Annotated in this window: 19 protein-coding genes; 17 read left to right on the top strand and 2 right to left on the bottom strand. The window is 61.9% G+C overall.

Going from position 1 to position 24,741, the window contains the following annotated elements; genetic code table 11:
* Positions 1-7 precede the first annotated feature (7 nt).
* The 3 genes from tssH to ACFSM5_RS15275 all read left to right on the top strand — a co-directional run bounded on the left by tssH (position 8) and on the right by ACFSM5_RS15275 (position 5,906).
* Entirely contained in the window at positions 8-2,599 is a 2,592-nt protein-coding gene (gene tssH / locus ACFSM5_RS15265; RefSeq protein WP_379877333.1) for a type VI secretion system ATPase TssH, read from the top strand.
* Positions 2,596-4,680 carry a type VI secretion system Vgr family protein gene (locus ACFSM5_RS15270; protein WP_379877334.1) on the top strand — a complete coding sequence of 695 codons (2,085 nt, stop codon included), beginning with the start codon at positions 2,596-2,598 and terminating at the stop codon, positions 4,678-4,680. Before tssH ends, ACFSM5_RS15270 begins: the two co-directional genes overlap by 4 nt.
* A gap of 113 nt (positions 4,681-4,793) precedes the next feature.
* Positions 4,794-5,906, top strand: coding sequence for a hypothetical protein (locus ACFSM5_RS15275; protein ID WP_379877335.1), 1,113 nt, complete (start codon positions 4,794-4,796; stop codon positions 5,904-5,906).
* 5 nt (positions 5,907-5,911) lie between these two features.
* On the opposite strand, the gene ACFSM5_RS15280 is transcribed toward ACFSM5_RS15275, so the two are convergent.
* Together ACFSM5_RS15280 and ACFSM5_RS15285 are read right to left on the bottom strand one after the other, a co-directional pair.
* Positions 5,912-6,214 (bottom strand): hypothetical protein, encoded by a 303-nt coding sequence (locus tag ACFSM5_RS15280; RefSeq protein ID WP_379877336.1) that lies wholly within the window; start codon positions 6,212-6,214, stop codon positions 5,912-5,914.
* Between the two features lie 118 nt (positions 6,215-6,332).
* Positions 6,333-6,626, bottom strand: coding sequence for a hypothetical protein (locus ACFSM5_RS15285; protein WP_379877337.1), 294 nt, complete (start codon positions 6,624-6,626; stop codon positions 6,333-6,335).
* A gap of 191 nt (positions 6,627-6,817) precedes the next feature.
* Here ACFSM5_RS15285 and ACFSM5_RS15290 point away from each other — a divergent pair, with 191 nt between their 5' ends.
* The 14 genes from ACFSM5_RS15290 (at position 6,818) to ACFSM5_RS15355 (ending at position 24,672) form a co-directional block, all read left to right on the top strand.
* The gene (locus tag ACFSM5_RS15290; RefSeq protein WP_379877338.1) at positions 6,818-9,589 is read left to right on the top strand and encodes an AsmA family protein; all 2,772 of its coding nucleotides are present in this window, start codon (positions 6,818-6,820) and stop codon (positions 9,587-9,589) included.
* A 226-nt stretch (positions 9,590-9,815) separates the two neighbouring features.
* Positions 9,816-10,472 carry a substrate-binding periplasmic protein gene (locus tag ACFSM5_RS15295; RefSeq protein ID WP_379877339.1) on the top strand — a complete coding sequence of 219 codons (657 nt, stop codon included), beginning with the start codon at positions 9,816-9,818 and terminating at the stop codon, positions 10,470-10,472.
* 79 nt (positions 10,473-10,551) lie between these two features.
* Complete coding sequence (locus ACFSM5_RS15300) at positions 10,552-11,313, top strand: substrate-binding periplasmic protein (protein WP_379877340.1); 762 nt, start codon at positions 10,552-10,554, stop codon at positions 11,311-11,313.
* 85 nt (positions 11,314-11,398) lie between these two features.
* A complete protein-coding gene (locus ACFSM5_RS15305) occupies positions 11,399-12,088 on the top strand; it encodes an ATP12 family chaperone protein (RefSeq protein WP_379877341.1) in 690 nt (229 codons plus the stop codon).
* A gap of 88 nt (positions 12,089-12,176) precedes the next feature.
* Positions 12,177-13,709: an acyl-CoA carboxylase subunit beta gene (locus ACFSM5_RS15310; RefSeq protein WP_379877342.1), complete on the top strand. Its 1,533-nt coding sequence runs from the start codon at positions 12,177-12,179 to the stop codon at positions 13,707-13,709.
* 15 nt (positions 13,710-13,724) lie between these two features.
* Positions 13,725-15,782 carry a S9 family peptidase gene (locus ACFSM5_RS15315; RefSeq protein WP_379877343.1) on the top strand — a complete coding sequence of 686 codons (2,058 nt, stop codon included), beginning with the start codon at positions 13,725-13,727 and terminating at the stop codon, positions 15,780-15,782.
* Between the two features lie 16 nt (positions 15,783-15,798).
* Positions 15,799-17,784, top strand: a complete 1,986-nt coding sequence (locus tag ACFSM5_RS15320) for an acetyl-CoA carboxylase biotin carboxylase subunit (RefSeq protein ID WP_379877344.1) — start codon at positions 15,799-15,801, stop codon at positions 17,782-17,784.
* 179 nt (positions 17,785-17,963) lie between these two features.
* Complete coding sequence (locus tag ACFSM5_RS15325; protein ID WP_379877345.1) at positions 17,964-20,003, top strand: serine/threonine-protein kinase; 2,040 nt, start codon at positions 17,964-17,966, stop codon at positions 20,001-20,003.
* 10 nt (positions 20,004-20,013) lie between these two features.
* Positions 20,014-20,478, top strand: coding sequence for a hypothetical protein (locus ACFSM5_RS15330; RefSeq protein WP_379877346.1), 465 nt, complete (start codon positions 20,014-20,016; stop codon positions 20,476-20,478).
* 193 nt (positions 20,479-20,671) lie between these two features.
* Positions 20,672-20,803, top strand: coding sequence for a hypothetical protein (locus ACFSM5_RS15335; RefSeq protein WP_379877347.1), 132 nt, complete (start codon positions 20,672-20,674; stop codon positions 20,801-20,803).
* Positions 20,804-21,024: 221 nt separating this feature from the next.
* Positions 21,025-21,570, top strand: a complete 546-nt coding sequence (gene petA, locus ACFSM5_RS15340) for a ubiquinol-cytochrome c reductase iron-sulfur subunit (protein WP_379877348.1) — start codon at positions 21,025-21,027, stop codon at positions 21,568-21,570.
* 11 nt (positions 21,571-21,581) lie between these two features.
* Positions 21,582-22,844 carry a cytochrome b gene (locus ACFSM5_RS15345; RefSeq protein ID WP_379877350.1) on the top strand — a complete coding sequence of 421 codons (1,263 nt, stop codon included), beginning with the start codon at positions 21,582-21,584 and terminating at the stop codon, positions 22,842-22,844.
* Positions 22,845-23,603: a cytochrome c1 gene (locus ACFSM5_RS15350; protein WP_379877351.1), complete on the top strand. Its 759-nt coding sequence runs from the start codon at positions 22,845-22,847 to the stop codon at positions 23,601-23,603. It abuts the gene before it with no gap.
* 187 nt (positions 23,604-23,790) lie between these two features.
* Positions 23,791-24,672, top strand: a complete 882-nt coding sequence (locus ACFSM5_RS15355) for an S-methyl-5'-thioadenosine phosphorylase (RefSeq protein ID WP_379877352.1) — start codon at positions 23,791-23,793, stop codon at positions 24,670-24,672.
* Positions 24,673-24,741 lie beyond the last annotated feature (69 nt).

Here is a 24,741-nt window from a genome sequence, read left to right on the forward strand (position 1 = left end):
ACACGGGATGAGCCGCGACATGCGTCTACTGATCGGTAAGCTGGGGCCTGCCCCCCGCAGCGCCCTCGAAAAAGCCGCCTCCGCCACCCTGGCCGCCACTCACTTCACGGTAGAACTGGAGCATCTGCTGCTCCAGCTGTTGCAGCCACCCTGCAAGGACGTGCTGCCAATCCTCAAATATTACGAGCTGGACGTCGGCGCCATCGAAGCCGATCTGCGCAAGGCGCTGGAACCGATGAAGCGCGGCAATGGGCGCACCCCGGCGCTCAGCCCCCGGCTACTGGATCTGCTGGAGGAGGCCTGGGTCATTGCCTCGGTCCAGTTGGGCCATGCCAGTATCCGCTCCGGCACTCTGCTGGCCGCAGCCCTGTCGCGCGATAGCACGCGGTCGGTTCTGATCGACGCCTGTCCGCTGCTGCTGAAGATTCCGCGTGATCATCTGGCTGAGAACTTAGGCGAATTCCTCAAGTCCTCGGCCGAGGATAGCGCCGCTCCTGCCGGTGTGGCCGGTGAGGAGGCACCGACAGCGGCCCCTGGCGGTGCGCTCGATCAATATACCCAGGACCTGACCGCCCTGGCGCGGGCGGGCAAGATGGACCCCATCGTCGGCCGCGATAGCGAGATCCGGCAGGTCATCGATATCCTGATGCGCCGCCGCCAGAATAATCCGATCCTGACCGGCGAGCCGGGCGTGGGCAAAACTGCGGTCGCCGAGGGTTTCGCCCAGCGCATCGCCGCCGGAACGGTGCCGGAGCCGCTGAAAAAGGTAGTGCTACGCAGCCTCGACCTCGGCTTGCTCCAGGCCGGTGCGGGCCTCAAGGGCGAATTCGAGCAGCGCCTGAAGAACGTGATCTCAGAGGTTGCGGCCAGCCCGGTTCCGGTCATCCTGTTTGTCGATGAAGCCCATACGCTGATCGGGGCAGGCGGGGCGGCGGGGCAGGCAGATGCCGCCAATTTGCTGAAACCGGCCCTGGCGCGCGGCGAGTTGCGGACCATCGCCGCCACCACCTGGGCCGAATATAAGCGCTATGTGGAAAAGGATCCGGCGCTCGCCCGGCGTTTCCAGGTGGTGAAAGTCGCCGAGCCGGATGATGCGGCTGCCGTTGCCATGCTGCGCGGCGTGGCGGTGAAGATGGAACAGCACCATGGGGTGCGGGTGACGGCAGGCGCCATCGAGGCGGCGGTCAAGCTCACCTCCCGCTATATCACCGGCCGTCAGCAGCCGGACAAGGCGCTCTCCGTCCTCGATACCGCCTGCGCGCGGGTGGCGGTGGCGCGCGATGCCACGCCTGCGCCGCTGGAGGCTGTCCACCAGCATCTCGCCATTCTCGATAACGAGCTGATCATCCTGCATCGCGAATCCGCTGAAGGGATCAGTCATCACCGCCGCCTGATCCAGGCGGAGGAGGAGCGCATTCTGTTGAAGGCGCAGGAGGCCGACCTCCAGCAGCGCTGGGAAGAAGAGAGCGCGGTGGCGGCCAGGCTGCGCGATCTATTGCGGGCGGGTAGCCTTGACGCCGATGCACTGATGGAACTGCGCGAACAGCTGGTGGAGATGCAGGGCGAAACGCCGCTGGTGCCGGTGGAAGTGGACGGCCGGGTGATCGCCGATGTGGTGGCAGCCTGGACCGGCATCCCGGTCGGGCGGATGATGCGTGACGATATCTCGCTGCTGACCTCCCTGGAGGCGCGGTTGGAGCGGCGTGTCGTTGGGCAACCCCAGGCGCTGGAAGCCATCGCGACCCGCCTGCGCACCTATCACGCCGGTCTTGCCGAACCCGGCAAGCCCATCGGCGTCTTTTTGCTGTGCGGACCGACCGGCGTCGGCAAGACCGAAACTGCGCTGGCGCTCGCCGAACTGATGTATGGCGGCGACCGGGGCCTCACCACCATCAATATGAGCGAGTTTCAGGAACCCCATACGGTGGCCCTGCTGAAGGGCTCCCCGCCGGGGTATGTCGGCTATGGTCAGGGCGGCGTTCTGACCGAGGCGGTGCGCCGTGCGCCCTATTCGCTGGTGCTGCTGGACGAGATCGAGAAGGCCCATCCCGATGTCTGCGACCTCTTCTATCAGGTCTTCGACAAGGGGCGGCTGGAGGATGCCGAGGGGACGGAGGTCGATTTCCGCAATACGGTCATCTGCCTGACCTCCAATCTGGGCGCCGAAGCCATCACGCAGCTGATGACCCAAGGGATCGATGCCGAAAGCATTGCCGAAGCCATCCGTCCGGTGCTGCTCAAGCGTTTCAAACCCGCCTTCCTGTCCCGCATGACCATCGTGCCCTATGGCCCGCTGACCCGCGACCTGATCGAACAGGTGCTGGATCTGAAGCTGTCGCATCTCTCGACCCGTCTGTTCGAGAGCCACGGCACGACCCTGACCCTGGGCGGGGATGTGCGAGCCTCGCTGCTGGAGCGGTGCCTGGGCGCCGAAGAGGGCGGCGCACGGCTCATCGACCATGTGCTGGGATCGAGCCTGCAAGCGGACCTCGCCGACCTGATCCTGGAGGCGATGGCCAAGGGTGATCGGCTGGGCGGCATCTTCGTGAGCCTCGATCTCGACGGCCGCTTTTCCTATGAATTTACCGAGGCTACATGAGCGCGCCCGCCGACAATCGTCAGGAAACCCAATATCTCAGCATCACCATCAGCGGTGCATCGGGCTCGGTCCAGCTGGCGCGCATCTCGGGCGTCGAGCGGATTTCCGACCTCTATAACTATCGGCTGGAGATGTACGTCGATGCTGCCGATTTCGATACCGAGGCGCTGGTCGGCCTGCCGGCGGCGGTCAAGATCTCCGTCACCGATGAGGATGACCGCTATATCCACGGCATTCTGACCGAAGTCGCGCTGACCGGCGTGCAGCCCGATATCGAGCGGGTATTCTTCCAGGCGCAGTTGCGACCCAAGCTTTGGGCGCTTGATCTGGCGGCTGACTGCAAGATCTTCCAGAACAAGAGCGTCACCGACATCATCGACGCCATTCTGGCCGATGGTGGGGTCACCGATGTCAAAAAGTCGCTGACGGGGACCTATACGGCCCGGGACTATTGTGTGCAGTGGCGCGAAAGCCCGCTCAATTTCATCCGCCGCCTGATGGAAGACGAGGGCATTTTCTTCTTCTTCGAACATTCCGACAGCGCCGATACGCTGGTCCTGGGCGACGATGCCGATGCCCATGTGGATTGTCCCGTCGTCGCGGCCCTGGAATGGACCGAGCATATGGACGAGCCGACCATGGACAACGAGCGTGTCCATGACGTCCGGCTGGAGAAGCGCCAGATCACGCAAGCGGTCGGCATGCGCTCCTATCATTTCGAAACCCCCGCCACCAGCCTGACCGTCAGTTCGGAAGGCGATGCGGCAACGCCTAAACAGAACGACTGGGGCTGGACCCATACGACGGCGGATGCCGGGACGCGGCTGGCCGGTTTCCGACTGGGCGCCCATGAGGCTGGGCAGCGGCTGCTGCGCATCGCGGGGACCAACCGCTCGCTCGCCTGCGGCTATAAGTTCGAACTGGCCAGCCACCCGATCAGTGCGGTGAACGGCGGCTGGACGATCCTGGAAACCGCCATCGATGCCACGGCCGAAACCTTCCATGTCTCGGCCCTGAGCTTCCCGGCCACGGTCACGTTCCGGGCACCGATCACCGCTTTCCGCCCCTTCATCCCTTCGACCCAGACCGCCAAGGTGGTGGGACCGGCGGGGGAGGAGATCCATACGGATAAGTACGGTCGCGTGAAGGTGAAATTCCATTGGGACGCGGTGGGCAAAGAGGACGAAAAAGCCTCCTGCTGGATCCGCTGTGCCCAGGGCTGGGCGGGCAGCGGCTGGGGCTTTGTCTTCCTGCCGCGCATCGGCATGGAAGTGGTGGTTAGTTTCCTTGACGGCGATCCCGATCAGCCGCTGATCACCGGCTGCGTCTATAACGGCACCAACAGCGTTCCCTACGGCCTGCCGGGAGAAAAGACCAAGAGCACGATCAAGACCCGCGCCGCGAACACTGACGGCAAGTTCAACGAGATCCGGTTCGAGGATAAGGCGGACGCTGAAGAGATCTATATGTTCGCCCAGAAGGATCACAACGTCACGGTCGAGAATGACGAGACCTGGACGGTGAAACACGACCGCACGGCGACCATCACCAACGACGACACCCTGACCGTCGATCACGACCAGACTCAGACCGTCAAAAACAACCGCACACGCACGGTGACGGAGGGGAACGAGACGATCACCATTTCCACCGGCACCCGCGAGGTAACGGTGGAGGGCGGCGAGACCCACACCAATAACGCCAATTTCACCCAGAACGTCAAAGGCGATCACACCCTGTCGGTGGGCGGTAATCTAACCATCGAGGTCAAGGGCAGCCTCAGCATCTCCGCCAAGGACGTGAAGATCACGGCCAGTTCGGCAGGCAGCGGCATCACGCTGGACAGCGGGGCGGCCATGGCGCTCAAATCGATGCAGGCCATGACCTTGGAAGCCACCGCAACCCTGGGCATGAAAGGGACTGCAGGCGCCAAGCTCGAAAGCCCGGCCAAGATCGATATCGAAACGGCGGGCATGCTCAATGCCAAGGGCAGCATGGCCAACTTCAAGGCCGACGGCTTGGGCGAGGTTTCGGCGGGTGGCATCCTGACCGTTAAAGGCGCCCTGGTGAAAATCAATTGACCGGGCTCGGCCCGGCGCGAGGGGGCGGCGCCCCGCCGCGGGGCGGGCCCGGCCCGCAGCGTTCCTCTGGAGATCCCCACGGGCAGCGGAGCAACGCCGTCGATTGCGGGGCGATGGGGGAGGCGGCGCGTTTCCCCCCCGAATTCGGCTTCGGTTTCGGTTCGCCTGAGGAAGAGCAGCAGACCGAGGAAGAACATCAGCCGACCCCTTTCGAGGAGACGGTGGAGGCGGCGCAGCAGGTCCCACCGCCTGAGACCAAGCCGCTACCCGAGGAGGAACTGCTGCCGTTTTTCCCCGGTTTCCCGAAGCTTGAGATCCCGCCCTTCGATTGGGGCATCTCCGGTGTTTTCGCCGGGATCTGCGCGCTTGATCAACTGGCGCAGGAGGAGCTGGGCTACGGCATTGAGGATCAGGGCTTTGCCGAAGCGGTGGAGGAAGTTGTCGCCGCCGCTGAGGATTGCGAAGGCGCCACGCCTGAGATCGATCCCGAACGTTTTGCCGAAACGATGGCAGCTGGTGCCCTGGCTTGGGGTGTCGGCTTCGTTCGCGACCGCCTGGGCGTCGATCTGATGGGGCAGGGGCAGCCTCGCGATATCGCCGTTGATCTCGCGGGACGGATGGCCAATCGCGGGCTGACCCTCCCGCCCCAACCTCCGCCCGTGGACCCGCAGGGGGAAGCGGCGCAGCGCGCCATGAGTTGGCTGCCGGTGGCGCAATTGGCCGGGCGCCTGGATCTGTCGGCGCAGACCACGCAGGGGCTCACCTATCTGCGCGGGGCGGTCGATTGGATCAGCCGTCTGCGGAGCGAGGGGACGGGGCAGAGCTTCTCGCAATTGAATGCCCAGGCGACGGCCCTGGCAGCGGTCCGCCAGAACCTCAATATCGACCCCACTGCTGCCGGGGCGCGGGCCGCCATCGATCAGGCGCGCCAACGGGCCGAGGAAATCACCACTAGAGCCAAGGCTGCGATGGAAACCTTCCAGTCCGCCCAGCGTCAGGCCTCGCCCGGTGTTTCGGCCATGATGGGCGCGAGGGGTGTCGATGCCGCCCGTAATGTCGCCCATGGGGCGGCGGCGGGCATCATGAAGGGGCTTCCCACCAGCGTCGATCAGGTGCCGATCCTGAAGCGCGCTTTGCCGGTTCTGTCGACCTTGTCGTCGGTCCGTCAGGCTACTGGCCGCTCGCCGGTTCGCAGACCTCGTGGACCACGAACCGCACGAGGCTGAAGCTGTTATTTTCGGGTGGCGTGTTTGGAGGTGTGGTAACCAGCCGCAACGGCGCTGTCGCGGCAGGTATAGCCACCCAGCTTGGTCTTCGCGAAAAACTTGTTGTCGGTTTCGAAGAAGGCGCCCGTCTTGGGATTGTACCAGACGATATTATCCTTCCCGCAGCCTTTCTCGGTCGCGGCGAAATCAGCGAAAGTCTTGGCGGGGGTCGCCATCGGCTCTTTGGGGGCTTTTTTAGCTTTGTCCTGTGCCAATGCCGGGCTGACGACACTAAGAGCGAGCAGGGCGAGACAGATTCCGCGGATCATCATTTTCCCCTTCAGATGGTCATGCTAAGCGCAGAAAATCTGATGGTCGAAGATGGGTCATAACAACGCAAATGATGTGGCGGAACATGCCTTGGCGGCATGCGTTCGGCGGGTTGACTCAGGTCCGGTTCTTGGAGGAGCGGTAACCCGATCCGGTGGCGGTTTCCCGGCAGGAATAGCCGCCGGTCTTGGTTTTGCCGAAGAACTTGTTGCCGCTCTCGAAAAAGATGCCCGACGCCGGGTTGAACCAGACAACCTTGTCCTTGCCGCAGGTTTTTTCGGCGGCGCCGATGTCGGCAAAGCTCTGGCTGGGAGCGGGCTTGGGTGGCGCTTTGGCCGGCTTGTCGGTCGCGGCCGCCACCGGCATGCAGATAAGCGAGAGCAGGACGCTGGAGCAGGCGAGTATATTCATTATTTTTCCCCTTTAAATTGTATATCGCTTGCTTAACAGCCGAAATGCGATCTGTCCAGTCGCCCGCGCCACGTCTTTGCCCTGATTGGGCGCTTCTTTGGTCAGGCAGCGTTTCCAAAAGCACGTCGCTGCCTATATGAAAGAAAGGCCGTCCCATCGCTGGAAGGCTTATCGACCGGAAGGAGCGCCCGATGAAAACCCGCACGATCCTCCTCACCGCTGCCGCTATCATCTTGATCCCCGTAGTGGGGGGCGCGATTTTCGTGAGCACGTTCGACCCGAACGACTATCGGGACCGCATCTCGGCCGAGCTGAAGAATGCGACCGGGCGAGACGTGACGCTGGCGGGGCCGATGGAACTGGGCCTGTCGTTCAATCCTAGGCTGATCGCCAATGACGTCACTATCGGGAATATCCCAGGCGGATCGCGCCCGGAGATGGCGAAGGTGCAGAAGCTTGAGGTGCAGGTCGCGCTCGTGCCGCTGGTGGTCAATCGCCGGATCGAGATTCAGAAGTTGATCATGGTCGGCCCGGATATCCTGCTGGAATCCCTGCCCGACGGTCGCAAGAACTGGCTGTTCGATAAGCCGGGAGCGGCCGCTGCTCCAGCGCCCCAGGGACAGGCTCAGGCCCCCGCTAAAGATGCCGCCAATTCAGCCGCCTCTGCGCTGCCGGTTTTTGATGTGGTGCGGATCGAAAAAGGCAGGATCGCCTATCGCGATGCCAAGTCGGGTCGCAAACATGATCTGGTGGTCGAAACCCTGGAAACCCAGCTGACTGGTCCCAGCGATCCGCTGCCCTTCCAGGTGAAAGGGACCATCGACGGTGCCCCGCTGGATCTGAAAGGCCAGTTGAAGTCGCTCTCGCCGCTGATGGCGAACGAGGGATATGTGCCGCTGATTCTGTCGGGCGAGGCGGCTGGCATCAAGATCGATATGGATGCGCGTGCGGGTCTTGGTAGCGCTCTGGGCCTGGGTGAAGGCCGCATTGACCTCTCCGGTCAGTCGCTCGATATGTTGGCGACGCTCACGGGTATGGACCTGCCCAAGCTGCCGCCCTTCAAACTGGTGGGATCGATCAGGACAACCGCCGATACAGCCGAGTTCGACAAGGTGACCGCCTCTGTCGGTAGCGCCGAGGTTGCGATCTCCGGCAAGCTGTCGAGGTCAGGCGGTGCCAACTCCGTCACCGTCACTGCAAAGGTCCCGGAGCCTCAGCAACTGGCCAAAGCCTTCGGTCAGGACATTCCGCTGGATCAGCCGCTCGCCGTGACGGCGACCGTCACCGGCACGCTCGACAAGCCGGAAAGCAAGGATCTCTCGCTGTCCTATGGTCCCGCATCGGTGCGGGGGCCGGTTGCGCTGGACCTGACGGGCAAGGAGCCCCGGATTACCACTGATATCGTTGCCACTGTGCCGGATGGGAAAGTCCTGACCGGACCGCTTCAGCTCAAGAAAGATATCACCGGTCCGGTCACCCTGGTCGCCAAGGTCTCCGGCCCGCTATCGAACCTCGCGCTGCGCGGGATCGAGGTAAAGCTGCTGGATGCGAGCTTGACGGCCCAGGGGACAGCCGTGGTGATGGGCAAGGCTGAGCCTCGCTTTGATGGTGATGTGACGTTGAATGCGCCCACACCGGCTGCGCTTGCCGCCCTTGCGGGGATCGATCTGCCGTTGAAGCAGGCCGCTACCTTCAGCGGCAAGATCGCGGCGTCTCCTGCAGCCGTGGCTGTAACCGGCATGGATCTCAAGGCCGGTTCGAACCATGTGCGCGGCAATCTTTCGGCGGCCCTTGGCGGGGCACGTCCCAAAGTGGTCGCCAACCTCAATGCGCCGATGCTGGATGTCGACAGCTTGATGCCGTCGTCTGGTGAGGCCAAGGGGGCCGGAACGGGGGCAGGTACTGCACCTGCGACCTCCGCGAAAACGAAGGCCTTCAGCGACGATCCCTTCTCGCTTGATGCCCTGGGTACCCTAGACGCGGACATTCAAGTCGCGGCAGCGCAGGTCACATATGACGGTCTGCTGCTGAGCGATCTGACGCTTGAGACTAAGCTGTTGAACCGTAATCTTGCTTTGGCGCCGCTTGGTTTCACCCTCGCGGATGGCAAGGTGCAAGGGCAATTGACCTTCAATGGGCAGAATGCGACCAGCCACTTCCAGCTTAACGGCAAGAATATCGACACCAAGAAGCTGCTGGCGCAGTTGGGACAAAATCCCGTGGTGGAAACGGGCGTGGATCTGACCGTGGATCTGACGGCCAAAGGGCGCAGCGCCCACGATATTGCCGCTAGTCTGGACGGCACCACCCATGTCATGACCACGCGTGTCGGCATCCTGAATCACCGCTATATCGAGCCGCTCTCGGGCGATCTGGCCAAGTTGCTGATCCCGACCCATGCCGGATCGGACCAGTTGCAGTGCTTCATTTCGGACACAGCCTGGAAAGATGGCGTGGGGACCGTGAAGACCTTCGGCATGGACAGCAAGATCCTGTCCGTCGTCGGCAAGGGTCAGGTCGATCTAGGCAAGGAAGTCCTGGATCTACGGTTTGACCCCCGGAAGCGCGAGCAGTCCCTGACCAGTCTGGCGCCGCCGGTTGATGTTGAAGGGACGCTGATCAATCCCCGCTTTAAACCAGACATGGGCGCTTTGGCGGAAAATGTCCTTAAAGGCGGCGCAGGCGCCATCGGTGCTGCTGGCGACAAGGGGCTTGGCGGTGTCCTGGGTGGCGTGCTGGGTGCCGCGACGGGCGGAAAGACAGGCGACAACAAGCCGGTAACCCGTGCTAACAGTGCCTGCGTTCCGGCAGAAGCAGCCGCTGCTACACCAACTGCCGATGATCCCAAGGAGGCAACGCCGCAAAAGGCTGCCGAGCCTGCCGCGAAACCAACAACGACGGAAACCACGACCCAGAAGCCTGTCTCGCCCCTAAAGGGGTTATTCAATCCTCCAAAGCCCTAAGCTCGCCTATGGGTTGAGACAATTTGCACGCTGAAACTCGAATTAGGTTAAGATAAGAACCACGCTCAGTAAGCGTTGCTGACGTTTCTGACGGGGTTGGAAAATGTGGGGAGTTCCGGAAAAGAGATCTGAGTGGAGCGGCGGGTTCGTTGCTGTTGCAATCTTCGCCTTTCTCTTGGTTTTCACTTCGGGTCCCTTCGGAGAAGCGAAGGGGCAGCAGGCGCTGATGTTCGTCACGGGGCCGGATTATCAGCCCTATGTTGACAAACTCTCCCCAGAAGGCGGTGTTGCGACGCAGATTCTGCGTGAGGCTTTGGCAACCCAGGGGCGCAAGCTTCAGGTCGATTTCCTCCCCTGGCGTCGCGGGTGGCAGCTTATGATGGAAGGGTCCTATACTGGGGCCTTTCCCTATGCCATCACGCCGGAACGTACCCAGCAGGTCCTATTTTCCGATGCCCTGGTGATGGTGCGTTCCCGAATCTATTACCCACTGGAAGTCGACCCCTGGTGGCAGGGGGCGGTCAGTGCAACTGGGAAATCCTATTGTCGCCCGGACGGCTGGTCGGACCCTCCCGCGATGACGCTGGAAGAAGCCTCGAGGGTAACCCGTATCTCCGCCGCTGATCTGGCCGGGTGCCTGCGGATGTTGGCGGCACGGCGCGTCGATTTCTTTATCGGAGATGCGGCAATCGTTGACCGGCAATGGATACTCGATCCGACCTTACCCCAGGTGCGTCGCGGAGGGCTAGTGACGGAAGTGCCGATGGCTGTTGCTGTATCGAAAGCATTAGGTGATGCCGACCGTATGGTTGCACTCATCAATGATGGTCTCTCGGCTCTGGCATCCAGTGGGCGACTGGAGCAGTTGCGCGGCTATCCCTGATAGTCAAGCATTTGAATAAATATTGCGGAATAACGGCTTTTTAAGCGATAAAGAGGTGATGCTCTAAAGGGTTGTGCAGATGCGACTTTGCAGAGGGCTGGTTATTCTGGCTCTTGTTTTTATCGGTGGTCCTGCAAAAAGTCAGGCGCTCTCATCGGACGCGTCTCTTCCGGTCCTCGCAATCGTATCTGGATATCCGCCTTATACAGATTCGACTTTGCCGGATGGCGGTCTGCTGGCCAAAGTGGTCAAGGCCGCGCTGCGGGCCGTTGATGTCAAAGTGCAGATCGTGGAAATGCCCGGAAACCGGGCGCTCTACGAATTGGGGCACGGCGAAATCAACGCTGCCTTTCCGTTGGCCCGTACGGACGAGCGGGAGCGGCGTTTTCGTTTTTCCGATCCACTGGGCGCGCTGACCATGGGGGCCTTCGTTCCGTCGCAGGCCCATGGTGGCTGGAGCGGAATCACCGCTATGAACGGCAAGACTGCTTGCATCCCGGTCGGCTGGCCTATTCCCCGCGTGCTGGTCGGCGCGGTCGAGGCTGGGCGGGTGAAGCGCCTGGAGCCGAACGATCTCGAAGCCTGCGTGCGCATGTTGGCGGCAGGTCGCACGGATATCGTCGTCAACGACCCCTCTGTGATCTGGCACATCGCCCGCACGTTGAAGGTGGAGCGGCGTATCGCCTTGGCCCAGGATGAATTGATGGTCAGCGGCCATTATCTGCTGGTTCGCAGGGGCGACCCGAAGGGCGAAGCGCTGCTGGAGGCCGTTAATCGCGGTTTGACCTCGATCCGTTTGAGTGGCGAATACGATATGATCTTAAAAGCCCTGGGCCGATAGCTGCCGCAACTGCCTCTGGCAGGTTGGCGCCGATTGGGCTACCTGATGCCTCGACAGGTTTTTCGCGTAAGTGCGGGGCGATCAGATGAAGAAGTTCTATAAGACCGTCACGGTCGATGAGCAGGGCGGACGGGTGCTGCTGGACGGCAGGCCGATCAAGACGCCGGCCGGTAATCCGTTGATCTTCGCAAGCCTCCCGCTGGCACAAGGCATCGCAGATGAATGGGCGGCCCAGGGTGAAAAGATTCTCCCCGAAACCATGCCGCTGACCCGGATGAGCGCGACCCAGATCGACCGTGTTGCCCCGCGCCGCTCGGAGATGGAAATCGAGCTCGTCGCCTATGCGGGATCGGACCTGCTCTGTTATCGCGCTGGGGAACCGGCCGCGCTGGTGGAGCGTCAGGCGGCCACCTGGGACCCGCTGCTGCATTGGGCGTCGGGCAAGCTGGGCCTGTCGCTGGTGCCGACATCCGGGATTATGCCCATCGATCAGTCGGAAGAGGCTATGGCCGCTGCAGCGCGCTATGTCGTGGGCCTATCGGACGTGGAACTGACGGCCTTCGCCCTGGCGGTTCCGCCTGCCGGTTCCTTCGTGATCGGTGCGGCCATGATCGCCGGCAAGCTGACCGCAGAGGAAGCTTTCTCGGTCAGTCAGCTCGATGAAACCTTCCAGATCGAACTCTGGGGCGAGGATTACGAAGCCGCGGATCGCCGCGCGGCGCTGAAGTTGGAGTTCATCGAGATCGAGCGCTTTCTGAAGCTTGCCCGCGTTTGAGGGTTTTTGACGCGTTAGCCTCTGGCGAATAACTTTACGTGCACGTAAAGTGCCTGCCGCTGAACAAGAAACGGTGGGAGAAACGCCCGTGCAAGAGATCCTGCGCCGATTGGAAGAGAAGCGCGCTGCAGCCCGGCTGGGTGGTGGCGAGCGACGGATCGAGGCTCAGCATGCAAAAGGCAAGCTGACGGCGCGGGAACGGATCGACCTGTTCCTGGATCCCGGTTCCTTCGAGGAATGGGACATGTTCGTCGAACATCGCACCAGCGATTTCGGCATGGGTGAACAGAAGGTTCCCGGCGATGGCGTGGTGACGGGCTTTGGCACCGTCAACGGGCGTCTGGTTTTTGTCTTCAGCCAGGACTTCACCGTCTTCGGCGGCAGCCTGTCCGAGGCGCATGCGGAGAAGATCTGCAAGGTCATGGATCAGGCCATGAAGGTCGGCGCGCCCGTGATCGGTCTGAACGACTCCGGCGGCGCGCGTATCCAGGAGGGGGTCGCAAGCCTGGGTGGCTATGCCGAGGTGTTCCAGCGCAACGTGCTGGCCTCGGGCGTGGTGCCGCAGATCTCCATGATCATGGGGCCGTGTGCGGGCGGTGCGGTCTATTCGCCCGCCATGACCGACTTCATCTTCATGGTCAAAGATAGCAGCTACATGTTCGTCACCGGCCCCGATGTGGTGAAGACCGTGACGCATGAGACGGTGACCCAGGAAGAGTTGGGCGGTGCGGTCACTCACACCACCAAATCGGGTGTTGCCGACCTGGCCTTCGAAAATGATGTCGAAGCGATCTTGGAACTCCGTCGCTTCCTCGATTTCCTGCCCTCGAACAACCGGGAAAAGCCGCCCACTCGGCCGACCGCCGATCCCGCCGACCGGCCGGAACTGGCGCTCGATACCCTGATCCCGGCCAATCCGAACAAGCCCTATGACATGAAGGAAGTCATCGGCAAGATCGTGGACGAAGGCGAGTTTTTCGAGCTGCAGCCGAACTACGCCAAGAACATGATCATCGGTTTTGCGCGCTTCGACGGCCATCCGGTCGGCATCGTCGCCAATCAGCCGATGGTGCTGGCCGGGTGCCTCGATATCGACAGTTCAGTCAAGGCCGCGCGCTTCGTGCGTTTCTGCGACTGCTTCAACATCCCCATCGTGACCTTCGTCGATGTGCCGGGCTTCCTGCCGGGGACGGCGCAGGAATACAACGGCATCATCAAGCATGGCGCCAAGCTGCTCTATGCCTTTGCCGAGGCGACGGTGCCGAAGGTGACGGTCATCACGCGCAAGGCCTATGGCGGCGCCTATGACGTCATGGCCTCCAAGCATCTGCGGGGTGATGTGAACTATGCCTGGCCGACGGCGGAGATCGCGGTGATGGGACCGAAGGGGGCTGTCGAGATCATCTTCCGCGCCGACATGAAGGACCCGGCCAAGATCGAGGAGCGGACCGAGGAGTATCGCACCAAGTTCGCCAATCCTTTTGTCGCCGCATCGCGCGGGTACATTGACGATGTGATCATGCCGCACAATACGCGGCGTCGCCTCATCCGGGCGCTGGCCATGCTGCGGGGCAAGGACCTGCAGAACCCCTGGAAGAAGCACGACAATATCCCGCTTTAAAAGGAGGAACGGCCGATGAAGCCCTTCCGGCAATCCGCTTTCCCGCAGCCGCCGCGTGCGCAGGAAGTCGCCTATACCCATCCCGATGGCCGCCCGGACCCCTATGCCTGGCTGCGCGATCCCGGCTATCCCAAGGTGACGGACGAGGCGATCCTCGACTATCTGCGGGCCGAAAACACCTATGTCGATCAGGTGCTGGGCGGGGAGGGCGATCAGCGCCCGGCCCTGCTGGAGGAATTCAAAGCCCTGGTCATTCCCGACGATACCTCGCCGCCCGAATGGTGGTTCGGTCGCCACTATTCCTACCGCTATTCCCATGGGCAGGAGCACCCCGTGTGGTTCCGCACCGGCGAGAGCGGGGACGAGACGTTCCTGGATGAAAACATCCGGGCCGAGGAGAAGGATTTCTTCCAGCTCGGTGGCTGGACGGTCACCAAGGATCATCGGCGCTTGGCCTGGCTGGAGGATGTGGACGGATCGGAGCGCTTGCGCCTGCATATCCGCGATCTCGAAGGTGGCAAGGATCTGACGGATACGGCCTTCCCCTGCTCCTACGGTCTGGTCTGGAGCAACGACGGCAAGACGATCTTCTACATCCAGCAGGATGAAGCGCAGCGCCCGCGCTGGGTCTATCGCAAGACCTTGGGCATGATGCCGGAACTGATCTACGAGGAAAGCGACGCCAGCTTCTTCGTCGGCATTGGCGCCAGCCCGTCAGGCCAGTTCCTGATCATCGAAAGCGCGGCCAAGACCTCCTCGGAAACCTGGCTGCTGTCGCTGGATACGCCCGGCGAAAAGCCCTGGTGCGTGCTGCCGCGCCGCGCCGACCATGAGTATGACGTGGCGGACCGGGGCGATGAGCTGCTGATCCGCACCAACGACACACATCGCAACTTCCGGCTGGTGCGCGCGCCGCTGAAAGATCCGGCCGAGACGAACTGGAAAGAGGTCATCGCACCGTCGGACGAGGTCTATCTCTCCGCCATCGGCACGGCCCAGGACTTCTGGTGGGTGACCGAGCGGGCGGACGGCCAGCGCCGCGTGCGCGTCATCCCCGGCGGGCATGAAAGCGACGCCAAGGCCAAGCTGCTGACCTTCCCGGAGGCGGCCTATGTCGTCTATGCCCTGGACGGTCACCAGTGGGATCGCGGCACCCTGCGCCTGCGCTATGAAAGCCCGGCGCGGCCCAAGACCTATTACGATTATCACGTGGCCGAGGAACGGCTGGAGATCATCCAGGAAGCCAAGGTTCCTGGCCATAATCCCGATGATTACGAGGTCTGGCGCGACTGGGCGGTCAGTCACGACGGCACCAAGGTTCCCTTGACCCTTGTGCGCCATAAGTCGCGGCCGGTGGTGAACCAGGGACCGCTGCTGCTCTACGGCTATGGTTCCTACGGCGCCTCGATGGACCCCGGCTTCTCGCCCAACCGCGTGCCGTTCCTCAAGCGCGGCATGGTCTGGTGCATCGCCCATATCCGCGGCGGGCAGGAGATGGGGCGGGCGTGGTACGAGGACGGCAAGTTCCTCAAAAAGAAGAACACCTTCGCCGATTTCATCGCTGCGGCCGAACATCTGATCAAAGGCGGCGTGACGGCCAAGGGGCGCATCGCGGCCATGGGCGGGTCTGCCGGTGGCATGCTGATGGGCGCGGTGGTGAACGAGCGGCCGGATCTGTTCGGCGCCATCTGTGCGCTGGTGCCCTTTGTCGATGTCCTCTCGACCATGCTGGACGCGACGCTGCCGCTGACGCCGCCGGAATATCTCGAATGGGGGAATCCCGCCGATCCGGCCTATTACGACTACATGAAGTCCTATAGCCCCTACGACAATGTGGCGGCCAAGGATTATCCGGCGATGCTGATCACCGCCGGTCTGTCGGATCCGCGCGTCACCTATTGGGAGCCTGCGAAATGGGCGGCCAAGCTGCGCGCCCATAAGACCGGCGACAATATTTTGCTGCTCAAGACCGAAATGACCGCCGGACACGGTGGCGCCTCGGGCCGATATGCCGCGCTGGAGGAGGTGGCCGAACGGCTGGCTTTCGTTCAACGCGCGCTCGGTCTGGAATAGGAAGAGGGAACGGCTGATGTTCGACAAGATCCTGATCGCCAATCGCGGCGAAATCGCCTGCCGCGTGATCCGCACCGCCAAGCGCCTGGGTATCAAGACGGTTGCCGTCTATTCGGATGCCGATGCCGATGCCCTGCATGTGCGCGAGGCGGACGAGGCGGTCTATATCGGGGAAAGCCCGTCAGCCTCCTCCTATCTCGTCATCGACCGCATCGTCGAAGCGGCGCGTAAGACCGGCGCCCAGGCCGTGCATCCGGGCTATGGGTTCCTGTCGGAAAAGAAAGTTTTTGCCGAGGCGTTGGCCGCCGCCGGCATCGCCTTCATCGGTCCGCGTCCCCATGCCATCGGCGCCATGGGCGACAAGATCGAATCGAAGAAGCTGGCGCGCGCTGCCGGGGTCTCGACCGTGCCGGGATACCTCGGCTCGCTGACCTCCGATGATGAGGCGGTGAAGGTGGCAGAGGAGATCGGCTTCCCGGTGATGCTGAAGGCATCGGCGGGCGGCGGCGGCAAGGGCATGCGTATCGCGCGCTCGGCCAAGGAAGTGCGCGAAGGCTTGCGCGCCACCATGAATGAAGCCAAGTCCAGCTTCGCCGACGACCGCGTCTTCATCGAAAAATACATCGAACAGCCGCGCCATATCGAGATCCAGGTCCTGGCCGACCAATTCGGTAATACGCTTTATCTGGGTGAGCGTGAATGCTCGATCCAGCGTCGCCATCAGAAGGTGATCGAAGAGGCGCCGAGCCCGTTCCTGACGCCCCAGACCCGCAAGGCGATGGGCGAGCAGGCGGTGGCGCTGGCCAAGGCCGTCGACTATTGCTCGGCCGGGACGGTGGAATTCATCGTCGACAAGGATCAGAATTTCTACTTCCTGGAGATGAACACCCGCCTGCAGGTGGAGCACCCGGTGACTGAACTGGTCACAGGGCTCGATCTCGTCGAATGGATGCTGCGCATCGCGGCGGGCGAAAAGCTGACCCTAACCCAGGATGATATCAAGCTGACCGGCTGGGCCATCGAAAGCCGCCTCTATGCTGAGGATCCGTCGCGCGGCTTCCTGCCGTCCATCGGTCGTCTCAGCAAATTTCGGCCGCCGGTGGGCGAGGGGGTGCGCGTCGATACTGGCGTCTATGAAGGCGCCGAGATTTCGATGTTCTACGACCCCATGATCGCCAAGCTCATCACCTATGGCGCTACCCGTGCTGAGGCGACGGAGAGAATGTCGCTGGCCCTCGACGGGTTCGAGGTGCGTGGCGTCGGCCATAATGTCGAGTTCCTGAACGCGCTGATGCATCTGCCTCGTTTTGCGTCGGGTGATCTCACAACCAACCTGATTGCCGAAGAATTCCCGGAAGGCTATGTGGCGCCCTCGCCCAAGGGGGAGGCGCTGAACCGTCTGGTGGCTCTTGCCGCTGCCCGTCACATGACGAGCGTGGTGCGCGATGCGGGCATGAGCGGTCGCACGGCGGGCAAACTCTATACGCCGCCCAAGGAATGGACGGTGGTTGCGGGTGAGGGGCATCACAAGGTTGCGGCCAAGTTGGTCGATGGTGGGGTCGATATCACCGATGGTCAGGGCAATATCCGCAAGGTGCGCGGCGAGCTGGGCCAGCATCTCGACCGGTTCGATGGTTTCGTCGATGGTGTCGCGATGGTTGTGCAGATTGACCGTAGGGGAACGACGAGCCGTCTTGTCCAGGGCGGTTGCGCGATCCAGGCCTGGGTGATGGCACCGCGCGCAGCCGAACTGCTGTCCCTGATGCCGGTGAAGGCGCCCCCTGATACCTCAAAGATGCTCCTGTCGCCGATGCCGGGGCTGCTGGTGTCGCTGGCGGCTGTCGAGGGGCAGACCATCAAGGCTGGTGAGCCGCTGGCCGTGGTCGAAGCAATGAAAATGGAAAATGTGCTAAGGGCCGAACGGGACGTTACGATTGGCAAGATACTCGCCAAGCCCGGCAGCAGCCTTGCGGTTGATCAAGTCATCATGGAATTTGCCTAAGAAACGGCATCTAAAAGTCGCAATCTAAAAAAATACAAATTTTAGTTGGACTGCCGTGCGAATCCTCACACTATGTGTTAGGTTTTGCGCGAGCTGCATTGCATATACTCGCATAAGCTGATCTGAGAACGGATCAGTGTCGCTAGCCAGGCATAACGGACGAAGTCGGAAAGCTGGGGATGGATCAGACGGACGGGCGCGTGATGGACGCCATCGAAGAAGAGGGCGGTGACAGCAACGTCATCGACTTGAAGGGTCGATTCCAGATCTTCCCCGGGCAGCCGATCCCGCTTTTGGACAGCCCCTGTGCGCAGGCCTTCCACGCTACAGCACGGGGCGATCCCCGTGCTTTCTATGCCTTGGTCTGCAATCCCGATATCCCCGTCCGTACCGACATTCTGGAGATGCTGCGCGGCTATAATCAGTCGGGCATGATCAAGGTCGCCGACTGGGGCCTGATGTATTGGCCGCTGGGCGGGCGCTATCGCTATATCATCGTGATTGAACGTCCGGTCGGGACACGGGTCATGCCGTCCCTGACCGAGACGCAGCCGCCGATGCATGAAGACGACATCATTGACGGTCTGATGTCGCCGCTGCTGGGCACTTTGCGTGAATTCTCGGGCCGCATGGTTACCCATCGCGCGATCCGTCCGACGAACATTTTCTACGCCGACGGCGGTCGCCGGACGATGATCCTGGGCGAATGCGTGTCGAGCCCGCCCGCCCACGATCAGCCTGCGATTTTCGAGACCATCGAAACCGCGATGGCACATCCGACGGGCCGGGGCAACGGCTCGCTGGCGAACGATCTCTATTCGCTTGGCGTGACCATCATCTTCCTGGTGCTGGGCCGCAATCCCATTGGCGAGCTGGATGAAGCGCGGGCGCTGGCCAACAAGATCGAGTTCGGCTCCTACGCCGCGCTGGTCGGTCAGGCGCGTATCCCGCTCTCGCTCATGGAGCCGCTGCGAGGCCTTCTGACCGACGATCCGCGTGAACGCTGGACGGTGCAGGATCTCGACATGTGGCTGGCCGGGCGTCGTCAGTCGCCCAAACAGCCCAAGCTGCCGCAGCGCGCCAGCCGCCCGTTCCTGTTCCAGGAAACCGAATTCTTCAACACCCGTGCTCTGGCCATGGCCCTGGCGCAGGATCCGGCTCTGGCCGCACCGACGCTGCGCTCCAAGCAGCTCGATGCGTGGCTGCGCCGCTCGCTGAATGACGAGCCACGCGCCGAACAGATGCAGCAGGCCGTCGTCTCGGGTGGCGGTACCGCCGGTCGCGCGACTGAAGACCGCATGGTTGCCCGGGCGCTGATCCCCCTCGATCCCGCAGCGCCGATGCGCTATCGCGGGTTCGGCGTCGCCATCGATGGGCTTGGCCCGGCGCTGGCAGCGGCGATGGAGGATCGCGACAAGCGTCAGCTGATCTCCGAAATCATTGCCTCGCGCCTGCCGCTGAACTGGGTTGCCGCCCAGCAGAAGCCGCGTTCTGAAGACATGCGCGCCGCCCAGATTCTGGAGCGTCTGCCGCCGGTCATCGAAAATTCGGCCCTGGGTTTCGGTGTGGAGCGCGCGCTCTACGAACTGAACCCCGGCGAGCATTGCCACAGCTCGATGTTCGAGCGCGACCCGGTCATGGATCTTGGGCAGTTGATTCCTGTGCTGGATCGTCTGTCTAAGAACGATAATCGCCCGGATACGCCGCTCGACCGCCATTCGATCGCCTTCATTGCCTCGCGCGCCCGCCGTGTGAACGACGATATGATCCGCGCCTGCGGTCATCCCGATCCGTCGACCCGCAACCTGGCGTACCTCAAGCTGCTGGCGTCGGTGCAGGAACAGACCAACGCGCCGGTCTGCCCAGGGCTTTGCCAGTGGATGGCAACGCTGCTGCAGCCGGTCATCGCCGGGTATCATCTGAAGAAGCGCCGCGAAAAAGTGGGCGAGCGCGTCCGCAAGGCTGCGGCCGACGGCATGCTCATTCAGTTGCTGGCCGTGGTGGACGACGAGGCCGAGCGCCGCGCCGACACTCGTGGCTTCGATGAAGCCGTGAACGAATACGCCAACATCGATGCCAAGCTGCAGGCGATGGAAATCAACCGGCCCAAGCACGACGAAGACGCCCGGTACTTCGGCGAGCAGGTGGCAGCCGCAATCGGTGGGGTGCTGGTCAGCATCACGACCGCGATTGCGGTCTTCTACTCCTTCATGACCTAAGGCACGCGCGATGGCGACACGGGTTCAACAAAAGAAGAAGCGTGGCAGCGGCGGCCTGATCGTCTGGGTTCTGTTGCCGCTGATCGCGCTGGTGGCGTTCAATTCGGTTCTGCTGCTGCTGATTGGCATGGCTCCGACGCTGGTCGCGTTGTTCATCGACAAGCGGCCGGAAAAATATGCGGCCTACTGCGTGGGTGGCTTCAACCTTTGTGGCGCGATCCCTTATCTGCTGAAGCTGATCCTGGGTGGACATAACTTCCAGGCCCTGGCTGCAATCCTGACCAATCCGGTTGCCTGGCTTGTCATGTATGGCGCCGCCGGTATCGGTTGGGCGGTGTTTCATTACACGCCCGAAATCGCCCTGCGGGTTGCAGGCCTTAAGGAACGTCAGCAGATCGCCGGCATGAAGAAGCGCCAGGAGCAGCTGGTTGAAGAATGGGGCGATGAAATCGTCCCCTTGCGCGAAGACATCTGATCGCGTCTGCAAGGACAGAGATTGCAAAAGCCCGGTGCCGAATAGGACCGGGCTTTTTCTTTGAGCTTAAATTCAACCCTGGCGATAGGGAAACTGTCCGAATTCTTGCCTAAAGTTCACTGGATCAAGCGGGCTTTGCGGTGCAGCATTGGGGTCAGGACATCCATCCAATCGCCTCGGACACGCCCGTCTCATGGAACGTGCACTTTTCATTGCTACCCTGCTTTTGATCGCTGCGATCTCGGTCGTTGCGATGCAGATCGGTCGCACGTCCGCCGAACCGATGCTCCTTGGGCCAAATTCCGCTGTGGCGGAAGGCCGCTAGCTCACCGCCAGACTTCTCAAAAGGCGCTATTTCCTCTATAGGGGTGTGGTCATCGATTGGTCCCGCCAAGGGATCCGCGGTTTTTGTGTGGCAGCTTTCGGTCGAAGGGTCGACGGCTGCGACAGTCTGCCGCGCCATCCGGTTCCGCGCCAAGCATCCGCTCGGTGTGATAGATCGGGGGGTATCGATACGGGTTCAGGGACGCCGCGAGGTATTTTGGAATGGCTACTTCCGCCGACAACGCCGGTCACGAGGGCGCAACTCGTCGTGACTTTCTTTCGCTCGCCGCCGGTGCGTTCACTGCCGTCGGCGGCGCTGCCATGCTATGGCCGTTCATCAACAGCATGAACCCGGCCGCCGATACGCTGGCACTCGCCTCCACCGAGGTTGATTTGGCTCCCATTAAGGATGGCCAGAGCATTACCGTCGTGTGGCGTGGCAAGCCGGTTTTCGTGCGCCGCCGTACGGCCGATGAAATTTCTCAGGCCAAGACCGACGACGCCGGTGCCTTGGTGGATCCTCAGAAGGATGCCGACCGTGTCCAGAAGCCGGAATGGCTGGTGCTGGTCGGCGTCTGCACGCATCTTGGGTGCGTTCCGCTTGGAAACAAGGTCGGTGAGGCCAAGGGTGACTTCGGTGGCTGGTTCTGCCCGTGCCACGGGTCGCACTACGACACCTCGGGCCGTATCCGCAAGGGACCGGCGCCGCGTAACCTCGAGGTTCCGACGTATACGTTCCTGAACGATACCTCGATCCGTATCGGCTGATAGAGGCAACCATGGCAACTGAGTTCAAAAACGGCCTGGTGCGCTGGATAGACAGCCGCCTACCGATCTTCACGCTGATCGATCATTCGGTCGGCTCTGCTTATCCAACGCCACGCAATCTGAACTATTTCTGGAACTTCGGCTCGTTGGCCGGTGCAGTTCTGATGGTGATGATCCTGTCGGGCGTGTTCCTGGCTATGAACTACACCGCCCATACGTCGATGGCTTTCGACAGCGTCGAGCGCATCATGCGCGACGTCAATGGCGGCTGGCTCATCCGGTATATCCACATGAACGGCGCGTCGATGTTCTTCATCGTCGTGTATATCCATATTTTCCGCGGCCTCTACTACGGATCCTATAAGGAGCCGCGCGAGCTGCTGTGGATCATCGGTGTTGTCATCCTGCTTCTCATGATGGCCACCGGGTTCATGGGCTACGTGCTGCCGTGGGGCCAGATGAGCTTCTGGGGCGCGACCGTTATCACGAACCTGTTCTCGGCCATCCCGGTCGTGGGCGACAAGATCGTGACGCTGCTTTGGGGTGGTTTCTCGGTCGATAACCCGACGCTGAACCGCTTCTTCGCGCTGCATTACCTGCTGCCGTTCGTTCTGGTCGGCGTGGTCGTTCTGCACGTCGCGGCCCTGCATCAGCATGGCTCTAACAACCCGCTGGGTATCCAGCACAAGGGTCCCCAGGATACGATCCCCTTCCATCCGTATTACACGGTGAAGGATCTGTTCGGCATCGGCGTGTTCGCGATCTTCTTCGCGTTCTTCGTCTTCTTCGCCCCGAACTTCTTCGGTGAACCGGATAACTATATTCCGGCAAATCCGCTCTCGACCCCGGCGCATATCGTTCCTGAATGGTACTTCCTGCCGTTCTACGCGATCCTGCGCGCCGTGACCTTCGACATCGGCATTCCGTTCACGGGTATTGTCTTCATCGACAGCAAGCTCGGTGGCGTGCTCGCGATGTTCGGATCGATCATCCTGTTGGCGCTGCTGCCCTGGCTGGATCGCTCCAAGGTCCGTTCGGCAAAGTTCCGTCCGCTCTACTTCTGGGCGTTCTGGATCTTCTTCGCCGACTCGATCCTGCTGGGTTGGGTTGGCGGTAAGCCGGCAGAGCAGCCCTACATTCTGATCGGCCAGTTCGCGACCGCTTATTACTTCCTGCACTTCCTGGTCATCCTGCCGTTGATCGCGAAGATCGAGACGCCGAAGCCGCTGCCCTCGTCGATTGCTGCGGCCGTTACCGGCAAGGAGAAGCCGTAAATGCTGAAGAAGGTTCTTGCTCCGCTCGCTCTGGCTCTGGCGATCAGCGCTCCGGCTTTTGCAGCTGGCGACGTTACCCCGGCACCGAAGGTGAAGTGGTCGTTCCACGGCCTCTTCGGTACCTTCGACCGTCCGGCAGCCCAGCGTGGTTTCCAGGTCTATAAGGAAGTCTGCGCCGCCTGCCACGGTCTGCATCTGGTCGCCTATCGCAATCTTCAGGACCTCGGTTTCTCGGAAGCCGAAGTGAAGTCGATTGCATCGGGTTATCAGGTCACCGACGGCCCGAACGATGCTGGTGAGATGTTCCAGCGTCCGGGTCGCCCGTCGGATCGTTTCGTGAAGCCCTTCCCGAACGACAATGCTGCCCGTGCGGGCAACAACGGCGCGCTGCCGCCGGATCTGTCGCTCATGACCAAGGCGCGCCCGGACGGTCACAACTACCTCCACGCGCTCATGATCGGTTACGAGAAGGCGCCCGCGGATGTGCAGTTGGCTGACGGCCAGCACTACAACAAGTACTTCCCCGGTCATAAGATCGCGATGCCGCAGCCGCTGAACGAAGGTCAGGTGACCTTTGCCGACGGCACCAAGGCAACCGTCGAGCAGATGGCCAATGACGTGACGGTCTTCCTTGCCTGGGCTGCCGAGCCCGAGCTGGAGCGCCGTCATCAGCTGGGCCTGCAGGTCCTGCTGTTCCTGATCGTCGCGACCGGCGTCTTCTATGCCGCCAAGCGCCGCATCTGGAAGGATCTGCACTAAGCCGGCAGCGCCCGGGCAGCCATTGCGGCTGCGGCCAAGGGTACGGATGTACCCGCCCGGCGAGGGTGAGCTAAAATAACGCCCGTAAGGGCGTGACGAAATCGGAGCGGCGGGGTTTCCCGCCGCTCCTTTTTTATGCCACTCTCGCGGCCTGACAAAATTGAGCCAGGTAACCAGGAGAGTGAGTATGACGGGGCAGCCGTTGCTGGGGGTAATCGGGGGAAGCGGCGTTTACGACATCGACGGTCTCGATGATGTGCGCTGGCAGACCATCGATACGCCGTTCGGAGCACCGTCCGATCAACTCATGTTCGCACGCCTGGGCGATCAGCCACTGGTCTTCCTGCCGCGCCATGGCCGGGGTCATACCCATACGCCATCGACCGTGAATTATCGCGCCAATATCTTTGCTCTTAAGCTGGCGGGCGTTACGGACATTGTTTCACTGTCAGCCGTCGGATCGCTGCGTGAGCACCTGCCGCCGGGCACCTTCGTGCTGGTGGATCAATATATCGATCGCACCTTTGCCCGTGAAAAGACCTTCTTCGACACCGGCCTCGTAGGTCATGTTTCGATGGCAGAACCCGTTTGCCACCGCCTGGGCGATGCCCTGGAAGAGGCGGCAAAGGAACTCGGTCTTCCGCATCAGCGCGGCGGCACCTATATCGTGATGGAAGGGCCGCAGTTCTCGACCAAGGCCGAGTCCGAGCTCTACCGATCCTGGGGCTGCGCCGTGGTCGGGATGACCAACATGCCAGAAGCCAAACTGGCCCGTGAGGCAGAGATCGCCTATGCCGCCATCGCCATGGTTACAGATTTCGACTGCTGGCATCCGACCCATGATGCGGTTACGGCCGAAGCGGTGATGCAGGTTGTCGCCTTGAACTCCGCCAATGCCCGTGCGCTGGTGAAGGCGGTTGCGCCGAAGATCGCCCGGATGACCGGGACCTCGCCCTGCTATACAGCTCTCGATGGTGCCATCATGACCGCAAAGCTTAAGAGGGATCCCAAGCTGATTACCAAGCTGGGTCCGGTTCTGGCGCGCTGGCAGCTGACTCAAGGGGTCTGATCACGTTCTGACTTAGAACGCTGCGGGGCCTTGCGCTTCTTGCTTGGCGTGATACGACTGCCCGATGTA

The organism is Lacibacterium aquatile, assembly GCF_042683105.1.
Classification (GTDB): domain Bacteria; phylum Pseudomonadota; class Alphaproteobacteria; order Elsterales; family Elsteraceae; genus Lacibacterium; species Lacibacterium aquatile.

Bases quoted from the DNA above. Each gene is read 5' to 3' on its own strand.
- tssH (WP_379877333.1), top strand. From the start codon at position 8: ATGAGCCGCGACATGCGTCTACTGATCGGTAAGCTGGGGCCTGCCCCC.
- ACFSM5_RS15270 (WP_379877334.1), top strand. From the start codon at position 2,596: ATGAGCGCGCCCGCCGACAATCGTCAGGAAACCCAATATCTCAGCATC.
- ACFSM5_RS15275 (WP_379877335.1), top strand. From the start codon at position 4,794: ATGGGGGAGGCGGCGCGTTTCCCCCCCGAATTCGGCTTCGGTTTCGGT.
- ACFSM5_RS15280 (WP_379877336.1), bottom strand. From the start codon at position 6,214: ATGATCCGCGGAATCTGTCTCGCCCTGCTCGCTCTTAGTGTCGTCAGC.
- ACFSM5_RS15285 (WP_379877337.1), bottom strand. From the start codon at position 6,626: ATGAATATACTCGCCTGCTCCAGCGTCCTGCTCTCGCTTATCTGCATG.
- ACFSM5_RS15290 (WP_379877338.1), top strand. From the start codon at position 6,818: ATGAAAACCCGCACGATCCTCCTCACCGCTGCCGCTATCATCTTGATC.
- ACFSM5_RS15295 (WP_379877339.1), top strand. From the start codon at position 9,816: ATGTTCGTCACGGGGCCGGATTATCAGCCCTATGTTGACAAACTCTCC.
- ACFSM5_RS15300 (WP_379877340.1), top strand. From the start codon at position 10,552: ATGCGACTTTGCAGAGGGCTGGTTATTCTGGCTCTTGTTTTTATCGGT.
- ACFSM5_RS15305 (WP_379877341.1), top strand. From the start codon at position 11,399: ATGAAGAAGTTCTATAAGACCGTCACGGTCGATGAGCAGGGCGGACGG.
- ACFSM5_RS15315 (WP_379877343.1), top strand. From the start codon at position 13,725: ATGAAGCCCTTCCGGCAATCCGCTTTCCCGCAGCCGCCGCGTGCGCAG.
- ACFSM5_RS15320 (WP_379877344.1), top strand. From the start codon at position 15,799: ATGTTCGACAAGATCCTGATCGCCAATCGCGGCGAAATCGCCTGCCGC.
- ACFSM5_RS15325 (WP_379877345.1), top strand. From the start codon at position 17,964: ATGGATCAGACGGACGGGCGCGTGATGGACGCCATCGAAGAAGAGGGC.
- ACFSM5_RS15330 (WP_379877346.1), top strand. From the start codon at position 20,014: ATGGCGACACGGGTTCAACAAAAGAAGAAGCGTGGCAGCGGCGGCCTG.
- ACFSM5_RS15335 (WP_379877347.1), top strand. From the start codon at position 20,672: ATGGAACGTGCACTTTTCATTGCTACCCTGCTTTTGATCGCTGCGATC.
- petA (WP_379877348.1), top strand. From the start codon at position 21,025: ATGGCTACTTCCGCCGACAACGCCGGTCACGAGGGCGCAACTCGTCGT.
- ACFSM5_RS15345 (WP_379877350.1), top strand. From the start codon at position 21,582: ATGGCAACTGAGTTCAAAAACGGCCTGGTGCGCTGGATAGACAGCCGC.
- ACFSM5_RS15350 (WP_379877351.1), top strand. From the start codon at position 22,845: ATGCTGAAGAAGGTTCTTGCTCCGCTCGCTCTGGCTCTGGCGATCAGC.
- ACFSM5_RS15355 (WP_379877352.1), top strand. From the start codon at position 23,791: ATGACGGGGCAGCCGTTGCTGGGGGTAATCGGGGGAAGCGGCGTTTAC.